The sequence below is a fragment of the Brevundimonas diminuta 3F5N genome (assembly GCF_900163625.1).
Taxonomy (GTDB): Bacteria; Pseudomonadota; Alphaproteobacteria; order Caulobacterales; family Caulobacteraceae; genus Brevundimonas; species Brevundimonas diminuta_A.
The window spans coordinates 42,374-60,829 of the sequence record NZ_FUIE01000060.1; the positions used below are offsets into that span (position 1 = coordinate 42,374).

The following is an 18,456-nucleotide window of genomic DNA, read 5'->3' on the forward strand; positions in this document are numbered from 1 at the left end:
TTTGTGACAGTCAGAGCAAACGTCGACGCATGGCCTGCGACAGGAAGTCGATCAGGGTCACGGCGACGATGACCACGATGACCACGGCCGAGACGTCGCGGAAGGCGAAGCCGTTCATGCGATCGAACAGAACCTGGCCGATGCCGCCGGCGCCGATCAGGCCCAGCACCGTGGCCGAGCGGCTGTTCGATTCGAAGCGGTAGAGGGCGAAGGAGGTCCACAGCGGCGCCACCTGCGGGATCACGCCCCAGACGATCTCATGCAGCTTGGACGCGCCGGTGGCGCGCACGCCCTCGACCGGGCCCTTGTCGATCGACTCGACGGCTTCCGAGAACAGCTTGGCCAGGACGCCCGCCGTGTTCAGGGCGATAGCCAGGACGCCCGCCAGCGGCCCCAGGCCGACCGCCACGACGAACAGCAGGCCCATCACCAGGTCGGGGATGGAGCGCAGCATGTTCATGATCCAGCGCACGGGCTGCACCACCCAGACCGGAGCGATGTTGCGCGCCGCGGCCAGGCCCATAGGCACGCCCAGGAAGACCGCCAGGAAGGTGCCCCACAGGGCGATCTGGATCGTCTCCCACATCTTGCCGACGAACAGACGCCAATCGGCGAAGTTCGGACGCAGCAGATCGGCGGCGAAGGTCTGGATATTGGCCGAGTTGGTGATCAGGCGCGACAGATTGCCCAGATCCACGGCGTCGATGCTGATCAGCAGCAGGACGGCCAGGCCGCCCCAGATCAGGATGTCGAGCGCCCAGGCCCCCGCCGATTTGACGGGCGCCTTGGGGATGATGGCGGCGGCGCCGGTAAGCGAAGCGTCGGTCAAGGTTGAACCTCGCGCAGGCGACGCAGGCGTTGCAGTTCAGCCTCGGCGCGCGCCGCGCCGGCCGTGTCGCCCTTGGCCTTGGCCTCGGCCAGCGCCTGGTCGGCGACCATTTCCCGCACCGGGTTCAGATAGGACTCATCCGCCGGGTTGAAGCCCGAATAGTTCAGATCCTTGAGGATCTTGCGCTGGCGCTCGGCCTCGGCGCCTTCACCCCGTCCATAGGACAGGAAGAAGCCGCGGATCTTCTCCTTGATCGCCGGGTCCAGGTCTTCGCGGATGACGATGCCCGCCTCGGGGATCGGCGGCGAGCGCCAGATCTCTTCGATCTGGGCCGCGATCTGCGGGTTGGAGCGACCGATGAAGACGGTGTTGATGGTGTTGGACGTCGCCACCTGCACCAGCCCGTTGGCCACGGCGAAGGAGTTGGCCTGATGGTTGGCCGTCCGCACCGTCTTGAAGCACTCGTTCGGGACGACGTTGTTCGCGTTGAACAGGAAGGTCATGGGCGCCAGGGTGCCCGAGGTCGACAGGGCGTCGCCGATGCCGAAGTCATACTTCTTGCCGCAGGCCAGCACGTCCTCGAGCGTGATGCCCGAGCCCTTTTTGACGATCAGGGTCGACTGGTAGGAATCGCGGCCCTCGGGGTCGACGATGCGGGCGACCACTTCGCCGTTCGAGCGTTCGATCGCCTCGATGGCGGTCTTGGCCGGGAACCAGGCGGCCTGGATCTGATTGCCGCGCATAGCCTCGACCAGCACGGTGTAGTTGGAGGCGAAATAGGGCTTCACCGGCACGCCGACGGCCTTGGTCATATCGTCCAGCAGCGGCTGCCACAGCGGGCCGGAGGACGCCTGTCCCTCGGCCGGCAGGATGGCGAAGCTGATCTCGGCGGGCGCGCCCTTGGCGGCGGCGGGCTTGTCGCCCTGGCCGCAGGCGGCGACGCTGACGGCCAGGGCCGCGCCGGCCGCCAGGCCCAGCATGCGACGGGTCAGTTTGGAATGGGTCATGCCTTGGCTTCCCAGAACGCGTCCTCGTATTCGGGACCGTAGATTTCGATCAGGCGCTGCGTGTCCAGGCCCGTGGACGGACCGTCGTAGACCACCTTGCCCTTCTGCAGGGCGACGACGCGGTCGCAATAACGGATGGCGTAATCCACCTGGTGCAGGGTGACGATGACGCCCAGGCCGTCGCGCTTGTTCAGCTCGACCAGCAGCTCCATCACCTTGCGGGCAGACACAGGGTCCAGCGAGGCGACGGGTTCGTCGGCCAGAATGGCCTTGGCGCCCTGGACCAGGGCGCGGGCGATGGCGCCGCGCTGCTGCTGACCGCCCGACAGGGTGTTGGCGCGCTGGGCGGCGTATTCGGACACGCCGACGCGGTGCAGCGCCGCCATGGCCTTGTCCTTGTCCGCCTTGGGCCACAGGCCGATCAGGCCGCGCCAGGCGGGCAGGCGCCCCAGGCTTCCCAACATGACGTTGGAGAAGAGGCTGAGACGGCCGACCAGGTTGAACTGCTGGAAGATCATGCCCAGGCGGCCGCGGGCGCGGCGCACGGCGCCGGTGATGCGGCCGTTCTGCTGGACCGTTTCGCCGAAGACCTGGATCACTCCCTTGCCGGAATCGATCGGGTGCAGACCCGTGATCGAACGCAGCAAGGTGGACTTGCCTGAACCGGAGGGACCGATCAGGGCGACCATTTCACCGGCGCCGACCTCGACGGACACGCCGTCGAGCGCCTTTCTGGCCCCGTAGGTCTTCGAGACGTCGCGAACGGACGCGACGGCGGCTGTTGAAGAACTCATGAACCCATGGATGAGGTTGCGACAAAGGGGGCGCCGCATGACGCGAGACGGGCGCAAGGGCAAGTCTTAATGGCATGTCTGCGTCGATTTCGTCCAGTGCGGCGCCGATTCAGGGAAGCGCTGCGGCGCACGGACCGTGCAACCTCGCCATGAAATTTCCACTTTACATGACAGTCCAATGCCCCCATATCGCGCGTTCCGGCGGACCCCGTAGGTCCTACTTGCGCCGCTAACGCCGGGTCTGGGTTAACAATCATCAGGGGGTTACGTGAATTGCACACGTACCAGCTTCCCCTGGACCTGGTCCGTCAGCGGTCCCCGGAGCGTCCGGTCGCACTCGTGCGTCCCCGCTCCGTTGCCGTAGCGGCGCAGTGGTTCCAGGATAATCTAAAAGCCGACGTCTTCTATGCTGTGAAGGCGAACCCTTCGCGCTGGATCATCGAGGTTCTGGTCGAGAACGGCGTCAACGCCTTCGACGTCGCCTCCCTGGCCGAGATCGAACTGGTTCGATCGGTCAGCCCGAACGCGCGCCTGGCCTTCATGCACCCGGTCAAGAGCCGCGGCGCGATCAAGGCCGCCTACGCCGATCACGGCGTGCGCACCTTCGTGCTCGACAGCCATGACGAACTGCAGAAGATCCTCGACGTCACCGACAACGCCGACGACCTGAACCTGATCGTCCGCATGGGCGTGTCGGCGGACGGCGCCGCCTATTCCCTGTCGGGCAAGTTCGGCGTCTCGCCGGACCAGGCCCCCGCCCTGCTGCTGGCCACGCGCCATGCGGTCAAGGACGGCCTGATGGGCGTCAGCTTCCACGTCGGTTCGCAATGCATGCGCCCCTCGGCCTATGAGGCGGCGATGACCCAGGTCGGCCGCGCCATCAAGAAGGCGGGCGTCTTCGTCGATATCGTCGATGTCGGCGGCGGCTTCCCGTCGGTCTATCCGGGCATGGTCCCGCCGGACCTGAGCGAATACGCCGACGCCATCCATCGCGGCTTCAACGAGATGCCGGTGTCGGAAACGACCGAGCTGTGGTGCGAACCCGGCCGGGCGCTGGTGGCCGAGGCGTCGTCGGTGCTGTGCCGCGTGGACCTGCGCAAGGGCGACGCCCTGTATCTGAACGACGGGTCGTACGGCTCGCTGTTCGACGCCACCCACTCGCGCTGGCCCTTCCCGACCAAGCTGGTCCGGGACGGCGAGTCGTCGCCGGAGCTGAAGCCTTATCGCTTCTATGGTCCGACCTGCGACAGCATCGACCACATGCCGGGCCCGTTCTGGCTGCCGGCCGATGTCCAGGAAGGCGACTTCATCGAGATCGGCATGATGGGCGCCTACGGCGTCGCCATGTCGACCGGCTTCAACGGCTATGGCGAACACGAGATCGCCGCCGTCGAGGACGCCCCCATGGGCTCGATGTACGGCCTGGCGCCGCGCTCCATCCCGACCGTGCGCACCACGGCCGAGGAGAACGCCCGCAAGGTCGTCCGCCTGTCGCGTCCCAAGGGCAAGGCGGGCCAGCGCAAGCGCAAGCGCTGATCCATCGCATCACGCCTTGAACTGAAAAATGTCTCAAGGCTTTGGTACAAGCAGCGGCCCGTCGCTCCGTCCGGGCCGCTGTTCCTTATTGACGACGGGCGCTCAAACCAAAGGGAAACCCGAGAGATGAACGCACCGGTTCGTTCCAACGCCAAGGCGGAGCTCCTGGCCACGACCGTCGAGCACATCGACATCACCAGCTTCGACGCGCGCCCGATCATCGATTCCATGCGCAAGATGTCGTTCTCCTCGCGCGACACCGCCCGCGCGGCCGACATCTTCAACATGGCCCTGGAAGACCAGGCTTGCTCGCCGTGGCTGATCCTGGCCGGTTCGACCTCGGCCGGCGGCTGCATGGACGTCTACCGCGACATGGTGAAGTTCGGCATGGTCGACGCCGTGGTCGCCACCGGCGCCTCGATCGTCGACATGGACTTCTTCGAAGCCCTGGGCTTCAAGCACTATCAGGCCGCCGGCCAGGTGGACGACAACGTCCTGCGCTCGCACTACATCGACCGCATCTACGACACCTACATCGACGAAGAAGAACTGCAAGCCTGCGACCACGCCATCTATGAGATCGCCAGCCGCCTGGAGCCGCGCGGCTATTCCTCGCGCGAGTTCATCTGGGAAATGGGCAAGTGGCTGTCGGAAGGCAACGCCAAGAAGCCCGGCTCGCTGATCCAGACCGCCTATGAAGAAGGCGCGCCGATCTTCTGCCCGGCCTTCGTCGACTCCTCGGCCGGTTTCGGCCTGGTCAAGCACCAGAAGGAGCGCATGGCCGAGGGCAAGCCCTACATGATGCTGGACGCCATCGCCGACTTCCGCGAACTGACCGACATCAAGATCGCGGCGGGCGTCACGGGTCTGTTCATGGTCGGCGGCGGCGTGCCGAAGAACTTCGCCCAGGACACCGTCGTCTGCGCCGAGATCCTCGGCGTCGAGGCCGACATGCACAAGTATGCGGTCCAGATCACGGTCGCCGACGTGCGCGACGGCGCCTGCTCGTCCTCGACGCTGCAGGAAGCCGCTTCGTGGGGCAAGGTCCAGACCACCTACGAACAGATGGTCTTCGCCGAAGCCACGACCGTCGTGCCGCTGATCGGCTCGGACGCCTATCACCGCGGCGCCTGGAAGAAGCGCCAGCCGCGCCGCTGGAACAAGCTGTTCGGCAAGTAAGACCGACGCGGATCGGAAGGCGACGCCTTCTCGATCCGGCGATGAAAGACGAGGGCCGGCGGAGCGATCCGCCGGCCCTTTTCTTTAGGTCGCGCAACGGCGGCCCGTGCAAATCTGGGAACCTCCGGGCGGGCGGTCCGCTTGTCTTGCACGAGCAAGGAGACCATCCATGACCGATCCCGCCGCCGAAAACGAAGACGCCCGAGAGGCCGCCGCCATGGGCGAGAAGCCCGATCTGGGCCACGTCGAGGATGCCCTGAAGAAGGCCCTGCAAGGCAGCGATTCCGGCTCCGACACCCGCGCCGGCTCGCTACGGGGCGGCTCGGCCTCCGGCTCGGAGATCGACCCTGACCAGGACGCCATCAACGCCGACATCGCCCGCCAGGGCCGCGAAATGGCTGAAACCCGAACCCGACCGTCCGGCGGCCCGGAACAGGCGCGCAAGTCGACGGGTCAGCCCGGCGACGACGTGGACGCCCCTACGGGTTGAACCGCCTTGCTGCCGCCGCACGGATAGGCCACGGTGCAAATAGTCTCATAGGGATTAAGGACGTAGGCTGAATGAAGCGTAGCGTGGCAACCGTCGTCTTGGCGCTGAGCGTCGGCCTGGCGGCGTGCGATGACCGCAGTCAGGCCGCGCCCGAAGCCGAATCGCCCTCGCCCGCCGTCGCCGAACCGGTGATGGAGGCCGCGCCTGCCGCGGCGCCGCCCGTCGCAGCCGCGTCCGCCGCGCCCGCCACGACCATTGAGGGCGCCCCGACCTTCGCCGCCCTCTATCCCGGCGCCCAGACCGACGCCGCGCCTGTCACCGCATCCGGCCCCGACGGTCCCGGCGGCATCGTCACCTTTACGACCGACGCCACGCCCGACGCCGTGATCGACTTCTACCGCCAGCGCGCCGAGAAGGCGGGCCTGTCCCCCATCATGGCCATGAACCAGGGCGAGGCCCGCGCCTATGGCGCCTCCGCCCGCACGGAAAAGGGCGCCAGCCTTCAGGTCGTGGCCGCGCCCGGCGAAGACGGCCTGACCTCGGTTCAGTTGAGCTGGAGCAACGGGGCGTGATCACCCGCCCGGCGCTCGTCGCGGCCGCCGCTGCGACTCTGCTGCTGGGCGCCTGCGCCGGCACTCCGGCGGCCCTGCGGCCGGAAGCGGCTCGCGCCGCGACAACCCCATCCGGCTATCTGGACGCCCCCGCATTGGAAGCGCTGGCCGCCGCCCTTCCTCCGCCGCCCGCGCCCGGCTCGGCCGCCGATCAGACGGACAAGGCGCGCTCGACGCGCATGGCGGCGCTGGAAGACAGCGACCGCTGGCTGCTGGCCACCGCCCACGCCGAACTGCGCCCGCCGTTGGCGTTGCAGCATTTCAACTGCGCCCTAGGCGTACGACTCACGCCGGAAAACACGCCGGAGCTGACGCGGCTGATGCAGCGCCTGTTCCACGACGCGGATACCGCCGCCGAATCCGTCAAGGCGCGCGCCTTCCGCGCCCGCCCCGTCGGCGACGATCCGGCCCGCCAGGCCTGTCAGCGCCTGACCGAAGCGGGCCGACGCAGCGCCTCCTATCCTTCGGGCAGTTCGACCGTGGCCGTCATCTATGGCGAAGCGTTCGCCGCCCTGAATCCCGGCCACGCGACCGAAGCGCGCCGCATGGCCCATGAGATCGGCCAGAGCCGCCTCGTCTGCGGCATGCATTATCCCAGCGACGTCGCCGCCGGCGAGGACTTGGGCCGCGCCGTCTTCGCCGCCGCCGCCATTCAGCCGGCGTTCGCCGCCGACCTGGCCGCCGCCCGCGCCGAGTTGGCGGTCCTGCTTGCACGCGCCGCAACGGCGCCCGGCTGCGCCGCCGAAGCGCTGGCGCTGGCCACGCCCTTGCCCTGATGGCGGCGCTGCTGGCGGGACTGATCCTGGCCGGCGCCCAGACCTGGTCCCTGCCCGCCGCCCGTCCTTGCGACGCTGCGGAACTGGCCGAACTGACCGCCGAAGCGACGACGCCCTATCGCCTGACCTGCCGCGCCGTCCTGACGCCCGGACAGGCGATCGTCCGCCCTCTATTGATCGAAGGCGCCGAGGCCTCCGGCGCGCGCCTGGATTGCGCGGGCGGCGCCGTCGGCCGCCCCGGCGCTTCCGTCAGCACCCGCACGCCTTCTATCGCCGTCTGGTCACGCCGCATCGCCGCTGACCGCTGGAGCCGCCCGACGGACGTACGCATCTCGCGCTGCCTGATCCATGGCTCGGTGCGGGTCTGGGGCATGGGGGCGGGCGGAAGCTATGACGATCTGCGCGTCTCCTCCCGCACGGCCGATCATACAGCCGCCGCCCAGGCCGCTGCGCCCAGCCACATTGCGCTCGATGAAGTGGTCATCCGAGGGACGGGATCAATCCCCCTCTACGTCGGCCCCGGCGTCACCCGGCTCAATCTGACCCGATCCACGCTTGAGGGCCGGAGCGTCGCCACGGCCCTCTATCTGGACGCCGAAAGCGCCGGCAATCGGATCGAGGGCAATCTGTTCCGTACGCGAACGGGTCGCGAGATGATCGCTGTCGACGGCTCGGCGCGAAACCGCATCATCGGCAATCGCTTCGAACTGAACGGTCGGCCCGGCGTCTTCCTCTATCGCAACTGCGGCGAGCGCGGCGTCATCCGCCACCAGACGCCATCGTACAATGTCATCACCGACAACGCCTTCACCGGCGCCGCACGCTGGCGCCCCCGCCTGGTCGTCGAAAACGCCCGCCAGGGCCGCCGCGCCTACTGCGACGCCGACAAGGGGTATCCCTGGGGCAGCAGTCTTGACGATCGCGACGGCTCATCGCAGAACGTCGTTAGTTACAATTCCGGAAAATTAGCGTAAATTTTGCCAAGAATTCCGAATATACTTCAAATGTAGGCAATTTTTTCTAGCTAGTGCCATTATTGACGCAATTCTGACTTGCTTGAGGCAAGCCTCGCCGTAATGTCGCCGTCGCAGGCCACACGGTCCTGCATGTGCCACGAGCCGTCGGTTCAGCCCTCGTCGTAAGGGGGCGGGCGACGGCTTGTTTTGTTCAGGAGAGGGTCTCTTTTGAAAAAGAGAATTGTCCGCGAGTCCTTGCTCGCCTCGACCATCATCGGGGGCGCCGCCCTCAGCTTCATGGCCGCCGCCCCGGCGTTCGCCCAGTCGGCCGAAGAAGAAGTATCCGAAGTCAGCTCTATCGTCGTCACCGGCTCGCGCATCCGCCAGCCGGGCTATGAAGCGTCCAGCCCCATCACGTCGCTGAGCTCCGAATCCATCGCGATGTCGCAGCCTGTCGCCGTTGAAGAACTGGTCAAGGACCTGCCGGCCGCCGTGCCGGCCGTCGGTTCGGCCACCAACAACGGCTCAGGCGGCGGCGCCACCATCAACCTGCGCGGCCTGGGCACCAACCGCACCCTGGTCCTGATCAACGGCCGCCGCGTGGTGCCGTTCAACCTGGAAGGCGTGGTCGACACCAACACCATCCCGCTGGCCCTGGTCGAGCGTGTCGACACCGTCACCGGCGGCGCTTCGGCCGTGTACGGCGCCGACGCCGTCGCCGGCGTGGTCAACTTCATCCTGAAGAACAATTTCGAAGGCGTTGAGGTCAACTCCTCCTACGGCTTCTCGGGCGAGGACGACGCCGTTCGTCGCAAGTTCGACGTCACCATCGGCGGCAACTTCGCCGATGACCGCGGCAACGCCGTCGTCAGCTTCGGCTACACCAAGACCGACCCGCTGTATCAAGTGCGTCGTCCCTGGGGTGAAGTCGCGCTCTCTTCGACGTCAGGCAAGCCGCTGGGCTCGGGCACCTCGGTCCCCGGTCGTTTCGACCTGACCCCCGTCAGGGGCGGCGTCGCCCTGCCGTCGGGCGCTGAGCTGGACCCGACCACGGGCGCTCTGATCGGTTCGGACCATCCGAACTACAACTCGGCCGGCTATAACTACAATCCGTACAACCTGTACCAGACGCCGCTGAGCCGCTACCAGATCAACGGTCTGGGCAGCTTCAAGATCAACTCGGCCGCCGAAGTCTACAGCCACCTGACCTACGTCCAGAGCGACGTCTCGCTGGACAACGCCTCGAGCGGCACCTTCGGCAACACCTACAAGGTGCCGATCGGCAACCCGTTCATCCCGGACGCCATGCGCCAGCAATTCTGCGGCGCCCTGCTGATCGATCCGGCCAAGTGCGTCTCCGGCGCAGCCGGCGACACCATGATGGACCTGACCATCAACCGCCGCTTCACCGAGATGGGCACCCGCCCGGTGGACATCGAGAACAAGACGGTCCAGCTGCTGGCTGGCGTTCGGGGCGACTTCAACCCCGACTGGAACTACGACGCCTACATCTCGCACGGTGAAACCGAACAGCTGCTGACGCGCCGCAACTGGGGCTCGCTGTCCAAGCTGCGCAACGCCCTGAACACCGTCTCCGCGACGGAGTGCCTGGTTCCTGGCTCCTCGAGCCCGGTCGCGGGCTGCGTGCCGATCAACGTCTTCGGTCCCGAAGGCACGATCACTCAGGAAATGATCGACTACATCAACCTGTCGTCGATGAGCAAAACCACGATCAAGCAGGACGTGGCCTCAGGCTCGATCTCGGGCATCCTGCCTGAGAACCTCAGCAGCCCGTGGAGCGATCGCCAGGTCGCCGTCGCCTTCGGCGCGGAATGGCGCCGGTCCAGCGCCGAAACCCGCGGCGATGCGGCCTCGCAAGCCAACGGCGAGATCCTGGGCACCGGCGCGCCGGTTCCGGATCGCAACGGTCAGTTCGAACTGCGTGAAGCCTTCGCCGAACTGGCGGTGCCGCTGATCGAGAACATGCCGTTCATCCACAGCCTGAACCTGGAAGCCGGCTACCGCCAGACCGAGTTCAAGGCCGGCGGTTCGAAGACCAACTACGGCAGCTACAAGTTCGGCGGCGACTGGTCGCCGATCGAGGACGTCCGCGTCCGCGCCATGTATCAGCGCGCCACCCGCGCCCCGAACATCGGCGAGCTGTTCAACCCGCAGGTCACCGGCCTGGGCAACATGGCGATCGATCCGTGCCAGCTGGACCTGATCAACAGCGCCGACGCCAACACCGCCGGCACGCTGAGCAACCTGTGCCGTCTGACCGGCGTGCCGGAAGGCGCGATCGGCTACGTGGCCAAGCCCAACTCGGGCCAGGTCAACCAGCAGACCGGCGGCAACCCGAACCTGGGTCCGGAAGAGGCTGACACCTGGACCATCGGCGCCGTCTGGCAGCCGGCCTTTGTGCCGAGCCTGCGCCTGAGCCTCGACTACTATGACATCAAGATCGACAAGACGATCAACAGCCCCAGCCTGGCTGATGTCATGAACGGTTGCTACGACAAGGCCCTGAACCCGACGCTGGCGTTCAACGACAGCTGTAAGGCGATCCAGCGCAGCGCCGCCAACGGTTCGCTGAACGGCGTCGACGCCAAGGGCGTCATCCGCCCGTCGACCAACGCCGGCAACGAGCGCGTCTCGGGCTTCGACGTCGCCGCCAACTACCGCGTCGAACTGGCCGACTTCGGCTGGGGCGACATCGGTCGCGTCGATCTGAGCGTCAACGGCAGCATCCTCACCAAGCACGAAACCCAGTCCACTCCGGCCTCCGTGCTGCGTGACTGCGTCGACTACTATTCGGTGTCGTGCGGCGAGCCCAAGGTCAAGCAACGCTGGAACAGCCGCGCCACCTGGACCATGGGCGACTACTCGGCCTCGCTGAGCTGGCGTCACCTGTCCGGCGTCGAAGTCGAGCCCAGCAGCACCAAGTGGTTCCCGGACTACGCCCAGATCGACAGCTACGACTACTTCGACCTGAGCGGCCGCTGGGACATCACCCAGACGGTGCGTCTGACGGCCACGATCAACAACCTGTTCGATAAGGCGCCGCCGATCGTCGGCTCGCAGATCGGCACCACGTCGGCCAACAACGGGAACACCTTCCCGCAGACCTACGATGCGATCGGCCGCTACTTCACCTTCGGCGCCACGCTGAAGTTCTGATAGCGTTCAACGCATAAGAAGAGAGGCGGAAGACCCCGGTCTTCCGCCTCTTTTTTGTGTGTGGATCAGCTTGTTTTTAAAAGCTGGATCAGACCGGGCGGCCCGTCGCCAGGGCGCCGTACAGGTCCGTGCGACGGTCGCGGAAGAAACCCCAGGCCGCGCGATGGCGATCCAGGAAGTCCAGATCGAAGGTGTGAACCAGGACGCCCTCCTCCCGATCCAGGCTCTCGACCAGGTCGCCGCGATGATCGGCGATGAAGGAGTGGCCGTAGTAGGTCTGACCCGCCGCCGTCACCTGCTCGTGGCCGATGCGGTTGGCGCCAACGACCGGCACGACGTTGGACACGGCGTGCCCCTGCATGGCCCGGCGCCAAGGCGCGGCGGTGTCCAGCGTATCGTCATGCGGCTCGGTGCCGATCGCGGTCGGGTACAGCAGCACCTCGGCGCCCTGCAGCATCATCGCCCGCGCCGTTTCAGGGTACCACTGGTCCCAGCAGATGCCGACGCCGATGCGGCCGAAGCGCGTCTCCCAGACCTTGAAGCCCGTGTCGCCGGGGCGGAAGTAGTACTTCTCCTGATAGCCGGGGCCGTCGGGGATGTGGCTCTTGCGATAGACGCCCATCAGCTCGCCGTCGGCGTCGATCATCACCAGGCTGTTGAAATAGTGCGGCCCCTCGCGCTCGAAGATCGAGACCGGCAGGACAACGCCCAGTTCCTTCGCCACCGGCTGAAGCTGGGTCACGGCCGGATGCTCGCGCCAGGGATAGGCGGCGCCGAACCACTTCTCTTCCTGCGAGACGCAGAAGTACGGCCCCTGGAACAGCTCCGGGGCCAGAATGACCTGGGCGCCCTTGGCTGCGGCTTCGCGGATGAAGCCGATGGTCTTGTCGATGTTCGCCTGCATGTCCTCGCCGTACGAGGTCTGGATGGCGGCGACGGTGATCTCTCGGGCCATTAGGCAGGCTCCTGCTGGCTGATGCAGTGGAACGATCCGCCGCCCGACAGGATGGCGGTCGACGGCAGGGGGATGATCTCGCGATCGGGGAAGACTGTGGCCAGGGCCTCGCAGGCCAGGCGCGCGGCCATGTCGTTCCCGTAGGTCGGCACAACGACGGCGCCGTCCGCGATCAGGAAGTTCATATGGCTGGCCGGGACCGGACGCTCGTCCTCGTCCAGGATCATGCCGGGCGAGGGAATCCGCAGCACCTTGATCGGGCGGCCGGCGGCGTCGGCCATGGCGGACAGGGCCTGGGCCGTCTCGTCATAGACCTCGGCGTTGGGATCCTTGGGGCCGAAGCCGATCGGACAGGCCACCACGCCCGGCGCCACGAAGCGGGCCAGGTTGTCGACGTGGCCGTCGGTGTGGTCGTTCAGCAGGCCGTCGCCTAGCCACAGCACCTTCTTGGCGCCCAGAGCCTGCGCGAAGGCGGCCTCGGCCGCCTCCTCGGTCCAGCCCGTGTTGCGGTTGCGGTTCAGCACGCACTGGCGCGTGGTCAGCACCGTGCCCTCGCCGTCGTGATCGACGGCGCCGCCTTCCAGAATGAAGTCGTGGCGGGTCAGGGCGACTCCCGTCTGTTCGCCGATCTGATCGGCGACCTCGTCGTCGTGCGGCAGGTCGTATTTGCCGCCCCAGCCGTTGAAGACGAAGGCCTGAGCCGAAGCCGATCCGGCGCCGAAGATCGGCCCGGTGTCACGCAACCAGATGTCGCCGAACCGACCGGCCACAACGGTGACGCCTGCCACATCGGCGAAGCGCGCCTGCGCATCGGCCAGAGCCTCGTCATTGCCGACCATCAGCTTGACCTGCTCCCGGCCCGGCCCGGCCAGGGCGCGCACCAGCGCCTCGACCTCGGCCTGGGCCGGTTCGAGATTGTCCTCCCACAGATCGGCGTGGCTGGGCCAACCGACCCACATCGCACGATGCGGCGTCCATTCAGCAGGAACAGGCAGGGTCATGGGCGAAGTCATGGGGCGAAAACGTCCACATTAAAGGGATGAAGCACGAAGGGGGCGAAATAGGCCCTGTCGGCCTTGGGTTCAATGGCGACGGAACACCGCCCCCACGCCACGCCGCCTCGCTGCCGATCAAGGCGCCTGACGCCGTCAAGCCGCGTGACGGCCCGGTAGGGCCGGCAAAGAAAAAGGGCGGCCCGTCACCGGACCGCCCTTTCCCATCTCAGACTGTCGTCCGCTTAGAACTTGTAGCGAACGCCCAGCTTCACCTGCCAGACTGACTGGTTGTTGAAGCTGTTGCCGGTCCAGTCACGATACTGGGAGTAGTTGAACTGGTCGCCCACAACGCTGCCCGTCACGCCGCGCGAGAAGTACGGGAAGCCGACTTGCTGGATCACGCCCCACTCGTCGTTCAGCAGGTTGCCGAGGTTCTCGATGTCCATATAGGCCTCGAGACGCGCGCCGTTCGGGAAGAAGGCGGGCAGTTCCTGGGCGATGCGCAGGTCGAACTTGGTGACGTCCGGCGACTTCGAGCTGTTACGCGGTGCGGCGCCGCCCGCATACTTCATCAGGCCCGAGCTTTGCAGGTAGTTGTTGAAACCTGCGAAGTCGAAATTCGTCGCATAGGTGACGCGCGGGTCGCTGGTGGCGGTGACCATGCCCGAGGAGTCCGGAGTCGGCACATACAGCAGCATGCGGCCGCGACGGGCGTATTCGTTGGCTTCGCCGTTGATCGTCCCGCCTTGGGCGTTGGTGATGGTGTGGCTGTAAGGCAGGCCCGAGCGACGCTCGCCGAACAGGGCGAAGCTGGTCCGGTAGTCGCCGAAGAAGGCGCGACGATAGTTCAGGCTCAGCTTGGTCGAATGCTCGATTTCATAGTTCGAGGTCGCGACGCCAGGCGCATTGGGGTCAAAGACCGCCACCTGGCCGTAGTTCGACCCGGCCACCGAGGACGTGCCCGGATGGACGTCATTCGCGTCAACGTAGGTATAGGAGAGGTCAAAGCCCAGGCCCTGAGCCCAGCCTTCACGCCAGTCCTTGCTGACGCCGACCGTGAACTGATCGGTATCGCCGCCCTTGAAGTTGGTCAGCATCAGAACGACCTGGTTGGCGTTCGGACCGGTGTAGATCGGACGACCGTCCGGACCCACGCCCGTCTGGCGCTTGGCCATGTTCAGATCCACCCAGCCGACGCTATTTTCGACTTCCGAGTGGACATACTCGGCGCGGACGTTCCAGTCCTCACCCATGTTCCAGCGCGACAGGTCGAAGTATTTGGCGCCGCCCAGAGAGAACTTCCAGATGGACGGAAGCTGGAAGGTCGGATCGACCACGTTGATCGTGCCCGTACCTTGTTGCGCCGATTCAGTAACACGGTCCTTGGCGATCTGAGCCGGGTCGAAGCCGTCAACGTTTTGCAGGGCCGCCATTTCCGCAGCCGTACATACGGGAACGCTGTTCTGGACGTTGTTGCTGGTGTAGCCGGCGGCGCGGCACTGGAACTGGCCGATCAGGTTGCCGGGGTTCGAGAAGTTGTTCGACACCCACACGTTCGGCGAACCGCCCATGAACAGGCCGAAACCGCCGTAGATGTTGAAGGTGTCATCCACGCGATAGTTGAAGCCGAAACGCGGCTGCAACAGGCTGATGCCATCCAGGTTGTGGGTGTTCTTGAAACCGTAGCGGTTTTCGAACGCCGGGTTCTCCAGCGGCTGGTCGTCCATTTCGAACCAGTCGAAACGGAAGCCGGCGCGCAAGGTCAGGCGATCGTTGAGCTCAAACTCATCCTGAGCGAACAGCGAGTTGGTCGTGTATTTAAACGCCGCACCGCCGTCGATCTTATTGTTCGAGGCCGCGTTCTGATAGTTGATGTACGAGGCGACACCGTTACGGAAGGCGTCCACCGAGGCGAACTCATACTCAGCGTTCGCCGCCTGCACGAAGACGTTGTAGATTTCCAGGTCTTCGCGTTCATAGCCGAACGTCAGACGGTGACCGTCGCGCTGATACTTACCGACCAGGCGATATTGGTTCAGGTCGTTGGTCAGAGAGTTGGCGTGACGCGAACGCTCCGGGCCCAGGAAGATCGACGGACGCACCGAACCTTGCGAAGGCAGGAACACGCGCATGGCCGCAAAGTCCGAACCGCCGAGGTTCGACGAGATGTTCTCCGTCTCCTTGCGCGAGAAGGACAGCTCGGTCGAGAAGCTGTCGGTCCAGTCCGAGAACAGTTGCGCCTTGTAGGCCGTCAGATTGGTCTGGAAGTTATAGCCCTGAGACAGCAGGCCCACCGACTGGTTGTTGCCGCTGGTCGACGTTCCGCTCAGGCTGAGGGTCGACCCCTCCGTCTGCTGATAGGAGACGACGGCGCGGTGCCGGTCATTGATGTTCCAGTCCAGCTTCGCGAAATACTTTTCGTCGAAGACGGTCATCTCATCGGCACGCCAATTCAGCGGATCGTAGCCGTAGACCGTTTCCGTGATCTGACGGACGGTATCGACGTTCGCCTGGCTGATGCTGGGCACTTCGTTGGTGGCGCCCGAGCCCGCCGGGCCGCTCAGCACAGGGCGGACCGCTTCGAACTTTTCATAGTTCAACAGGAAGAACAGACGGTCCTGAAGGATCGGACCCGACAGGGTCGCGCCCCAGGTCTTTTCCTTGAACTCGCCCGTTACCTGGCGGTTCTCCCGGTTGCCCGTCGTCATGTCCTCATAGGAGAACGAGTCGCCTTGCAGGCTGTCGTTCGTCTCTTCGTAGAAGAGTTCGCCGTGGAACTGATTGCCGCCGGACTTCGTCACGGAGTTGATGACGCCGCCCTGGAAGGAGCCGTACTGCACATCATAGGGAGCGACGTCGACTTGCACCGACTCCAGCACCGACACGGAAATCGGCGAGTTCACGGTCGGGTAGCCGTTGCCGGCCAGGCCGAAGTCATCACCCTGACGGATGCCGTCGACCAGGAAGGCGTTGGTGCGGCTGTTCTGACCGCCCAGGATCAGCGCGTCGCTATTGGTCGGATCGACCGACGCGAACGGCGAGGTGCGGGCGAAATCCTTGATGTCGCGGCTGATCGACGGAAGGGTTTCAATATCCTCGGCGCCGACGCGGGTGCGCGGGCCGGTGATCAGGCCGCCGCCGCGAACGCCGCGAACGACCACGTCGGCGACTGTGGTCGCGCCGTCCGAAGCCGAAGTCGTCGCCGTCAGGTTCAGGGCCGTCGGCGAACCGATGCTGACCGTGGGAACCTGGCCCGAGACTTCGCCCTGCGCCGTCAGCGCGGTCACAACGTAGGGACCGCCGACGCGCAGGTTGCGCGCCACATAGCCGCCGTCAGCGCCGGTCACGGTGGTAGTGCTGGTGCCCGAGGGAACGTGGGTGACGACGACCGTGGCGTTCGCCATCGGCGCGCCCGACGCATCCGTAATCACGCCCCGGATACCGCCCGTGGTTTCCTGGGCGAAGGCGGCGCTGGAGGTCGCCAACAGGATGGCTGCGGCGGAAACCCCATAGGCGAGGTTGCGGTTCAACATTGGTGCTGTGATCCCTTTACGACGCCAAATTGCCAGAACGGCGATCAGCGCGGTCATTGATGAGGCGGCTTTAGGCCCCCCGTCCGACGCTCGGGCGACAGCTAGATGACAGAATGATGACAGCGATCCGGGGTGGCTTGGGCGCCACACCGCAAAATGGGCCTTTCGGAGGCCTAAATGAGCCTGGTCGCCAGGGCGTCAGCCACCCGGCCGGCCGTCGCCGCCATGACGCGCGGCTCATGATAATTGCCGTTGATCTGGGTGCGATTGATCACATAGGCGCGGAAGGCGGCGAACAATTTGAGATCGGCAGGACTCGGCGCCTGCCAGAAAGCGTCCAACGCTTGCTGATCCGTCAGCCCCTCGAAATCGAAAAAGGCCTGCCCCAGCACCTTGACCGGCGTACCGAACCCCAGAGCCGACAAGGCGGCGCTGGAGTTGTTGACCACCATGCCTTCCGAGGCGCGGCACAACTGCGCCAGGTTGCCGCCGTCGATGAAATCGACACGCCCCTTCAACCCGCGCGCCTCAGCCATCCGGCGAGTCTCGCGAGCGAGGTTGATGATGCCCGGGTCGAGGGGATGGTTCTTGACGACCAGGCGGCTGTGCGCCGGCGCGCCGGCGGCGAAACTGTCCATGACCCGCGCCAGGAAGGACAGATTGTCATGAATGTCAGAATAGCGCAGCAACTGGGCGTCGCCGTCGCGCTGCAAGCAGGCGATGAAGAAAGGCCCCTTGGCCCGAAGACGGTCAGCATTGCTGGCCCCTTGCGACCGGACGCCGAGCTCGAGATAGCGACGCACATGACCCAGGCATTGCCGCCAGGGCGACGCCGAATAGTGATGCCGGAAGCGCGGATACCTCAGCCATCCCAGCGGCTGCACCGCATGATAGAGGCTGATGTTGATGACATGGTGCGGCAATATCTTGCCGACGGGACGCGACACGGGGAGTTCCGGCGGCGGCGGCGGATAGCCTGAAGCCGAGCGCGGCAGGGCGCTGGAGCCGTTCACGCCGTTGCGCTCTAAAGTGATCCAATCCGGCCGGAAATACCCATTCTCGAGAACCCAGACGCGCGCCTTCAAATGTGTCGTCTGATTGAGAACGCCCTGATTATAGGGGCCGCCCTCACCGAACACGATGATATCGGTGAACTCAGTCGCGAGAACAGCCAGCCGCTCAGGCCACAGGTCAGCCTTTTCGCGGAAAGGCACTCCGCCGGCACGCCCCCAGTTCGACGCGTCGCCAGCATTGAACAGCATGCGACGCACATCGCCGCCTCGCGACTCGATAGCACGCGCCAACACGCGCCCAAAGCGGCCAAAAGGCGCGGACACGATAAGAAACCGACGGCCAGTCAGATCCGCTTGGATCTGAAGACCTAGGTCTGATTGGTCAGGGTCAAAGGGCGCGAGCAAACGCTGATATCTCTTAGAAGCGAGCCCTATTAATAGCCTGTCCGGATTCTTGGCAAGGCGAAACAAGAACCGATCTTGAGCATAAGCTCTTGAATCAAGGCCGCCGAACTCAGGTCGAGTTCGGCGGCCTGATCAATCAATCGACCAAGGTATCGGGGGCCGATCATGACCGGCCCCCTTAAGCCTTAGAAGTTGATGTC

Annotated in this window: 14 protein-coding genes; 7 read left to right on the plus strand and 7 right to left on the minus strand. The window is 65.5% G+C overall.

What is annotated here, in order from left to right:
* Positions 1-10 precede the first annotated feature (10 nt).
* Genes phnE through phnC form a run of 3 tightly spaced genes read right to left on the minus strand, consistent with a single transcriptional unit; the run spans position 11 to position 2,630 of the window.
* A complete protein-coding gene (gene phnE, locus FM111_RS11785) occupies positions 11-829 on the minus strand; it encodes a phosphonate ABC transporter, permease protein PhnE (protein WP_087141133.1) in 819 nt (272 codons plus the stop codon).
* Entirely contained in the window at positions 826-1,836 is a 1,011-nt protein-coding gene (gene phnD / locus FM111_RS11790; RefSeq protein ID WP_087141134.1) for a phosphate/phosphite/phosphonate ABC transporter substrate-binding protein, read from the minus strand. The genes phnE and phnD overlap by 4 nt, the downstream gene beginning before the upstream one ends.
* Positions 1,833-2,630: a phosphonate ABC transporter ATP-binding protein gene (gene phnC, locus FM111_RS11795; RefSeq protein WP_087141135.1), complete on the minus strand. Its 798-nt coding sequence runs from the start codon at positions 2,628-2,630 to the stop codon at positions 1,833-1,835. Before phnC ends, phnD begins: the two co-directional genes overlap by 4 nt.
* Before the next feature lie 273 nt (positions 2,631-2,903).
* On the opposite strand from phnC, the gene FM111_RS11800 reads away from it, so the two are divergent.
* The 7 genes from FM111_RS11800 (at position 2,904) to FM111_RS11830 (ending at position 11,355) form a co-directional block, all read left to right on the plus strand.
* Positions 2,904-4,166: a type III PLP-dependent enzyme gene (locus FM111_RS11800; protein ID WP_087141136.1), complete on the plus strand. Its 1,263-nt coding sequence runs from the start codon at positions 2,904-2,906 to the stop codon at positions 4,164-4,166.
* 126 nt (positions 4,167-4,292) lie between these two features.
* Positions 4,293-5,345, plus strand: coding sequence for a 1,9-bis(guanidino)-5-aza-nonane synthase (locus FM111_RS11805; protein ID WP_087141137.1), 1,053 nt, complete (start codon positions 4,293-4,295; stop codon positions 5,343-5,345).
* A 169-nt stretch (positions 5,346-5,514) separates the two neighbouring features.
* The gene (locus tag FM111_RS11810) at positions 5,515-5,835 is read left to right on the plus strand and encodes a ribonuclease (RefSeq protein ID WP_087141138.1); all 321 of its coding nucleotides are present in this window, start codon (positions 5,515-5,517) and stop codon (positions 5,833-5,835) included.
* A gap of 71 nt (positions 5,836-5,906) precedes the next feature.
* On the plus strand, positions 5,907-6,407 hold the full coding sequence (locus FM111_RS11815; protein ID WP_087141139.1) for a hypothetical protein: 501 nt from the start codon (positions 5,907-5,909) through the stop codon (positions 6,405-6,407).
* Positions 6,404-7,222, plus strand: a complete 819-nt coding sequence (locus FM111_RS11820; protein ID WP_218779212.1) for a phosphatase PAP2 family protein — start codon at positions 6,404-6,406, stop codon at positions 7,220-7,222. Before FM111_RS11815 ends, FM111_RS11820 begins: the two co-directional genes overlap by 4 nt.
* Entirely contained in the window at positions 7,222-8,196 is a 975-nt protein-coding gene (locus FM111_RS11825; RefSeq protein ID WP_087141140.1) for a right-handed parallel beta-helix repeat-containing protein, read from the plus strand. Before FM111_RS11820 ends, FM111_RS11825 begins: the two co-directional genes overlap by 1 nt.
* Positions 8,197-8,406: 210 nt before the next feature.
* Positions 8,407-11,355, plus strand: a complete 2,949-nt coding sequence (locus FM111_RS11830; protein WP_256968240.1) for a TonB-dependent receptor domain-containing protein — start codon at positions 8,407-8,409, stop codon at positions 11,353-11,355.
* Positions 11,356-11,443: 88 nt separating this feature from the next.
* On the opposite strand, the gene aguB is transcribed toward FM111_RS11830, so the two are convergent.
* From aguB to FM111_RS11850, 4 genes are all read right to left on the minus strand, one after another.
* Positions 11,444-12,310: an N-carbamoylputrescine amidase gene (gene aguB / locus FM111_RS11835; protein ID WP_087141142.1), complete on the minus strand. Its 867-nt coding sequence runs from the start codon at positions 12,308-12,310 to the stop codon at positions 11,444-11,446.
* Positions 12,310-13,311 carry an agmatine deiminase family protein gene (locus FM111_RS11840; RefSeq protein ID WP_087141143.1) on the minus strand — a complete coding sequence of 334 codons (1,002 nt, stop codon included), beginning with the start codon at positions 13,309-13,311 and terminating at the stop codon, positions 12,310-12,312. Before FM111_RS11840 ends, aguB begins: the two co-directional genes overlap by 1 nt.
* A 236-nt stretch (positions 13,312-13,547) precedes the next feature.
* Complete coding sequence (locus FM111_RS11845; protein ID WP_087141144.1) at positions 13,548-16,838, minus strand: TonB-dependent receptor; 3,291 nt, start codon at positions 16,836-16,838, stop codon at positions 13,548-13,550.
* Between the two features lie 173 nt (positions 16,839-17,011).
* A complete protein-coding gene (locus FM111_RS11850) occupies positions 17,012-18,322 on the minus strand; it encodes a capsular biosynthesis protein (RefSeq protein ID WP_256968242.1) in 1,311 nt (436 codons plus the stop codon).
* Between the last annotated feature and the right edge of the window lie 134 nt (positions 18,323-18,456).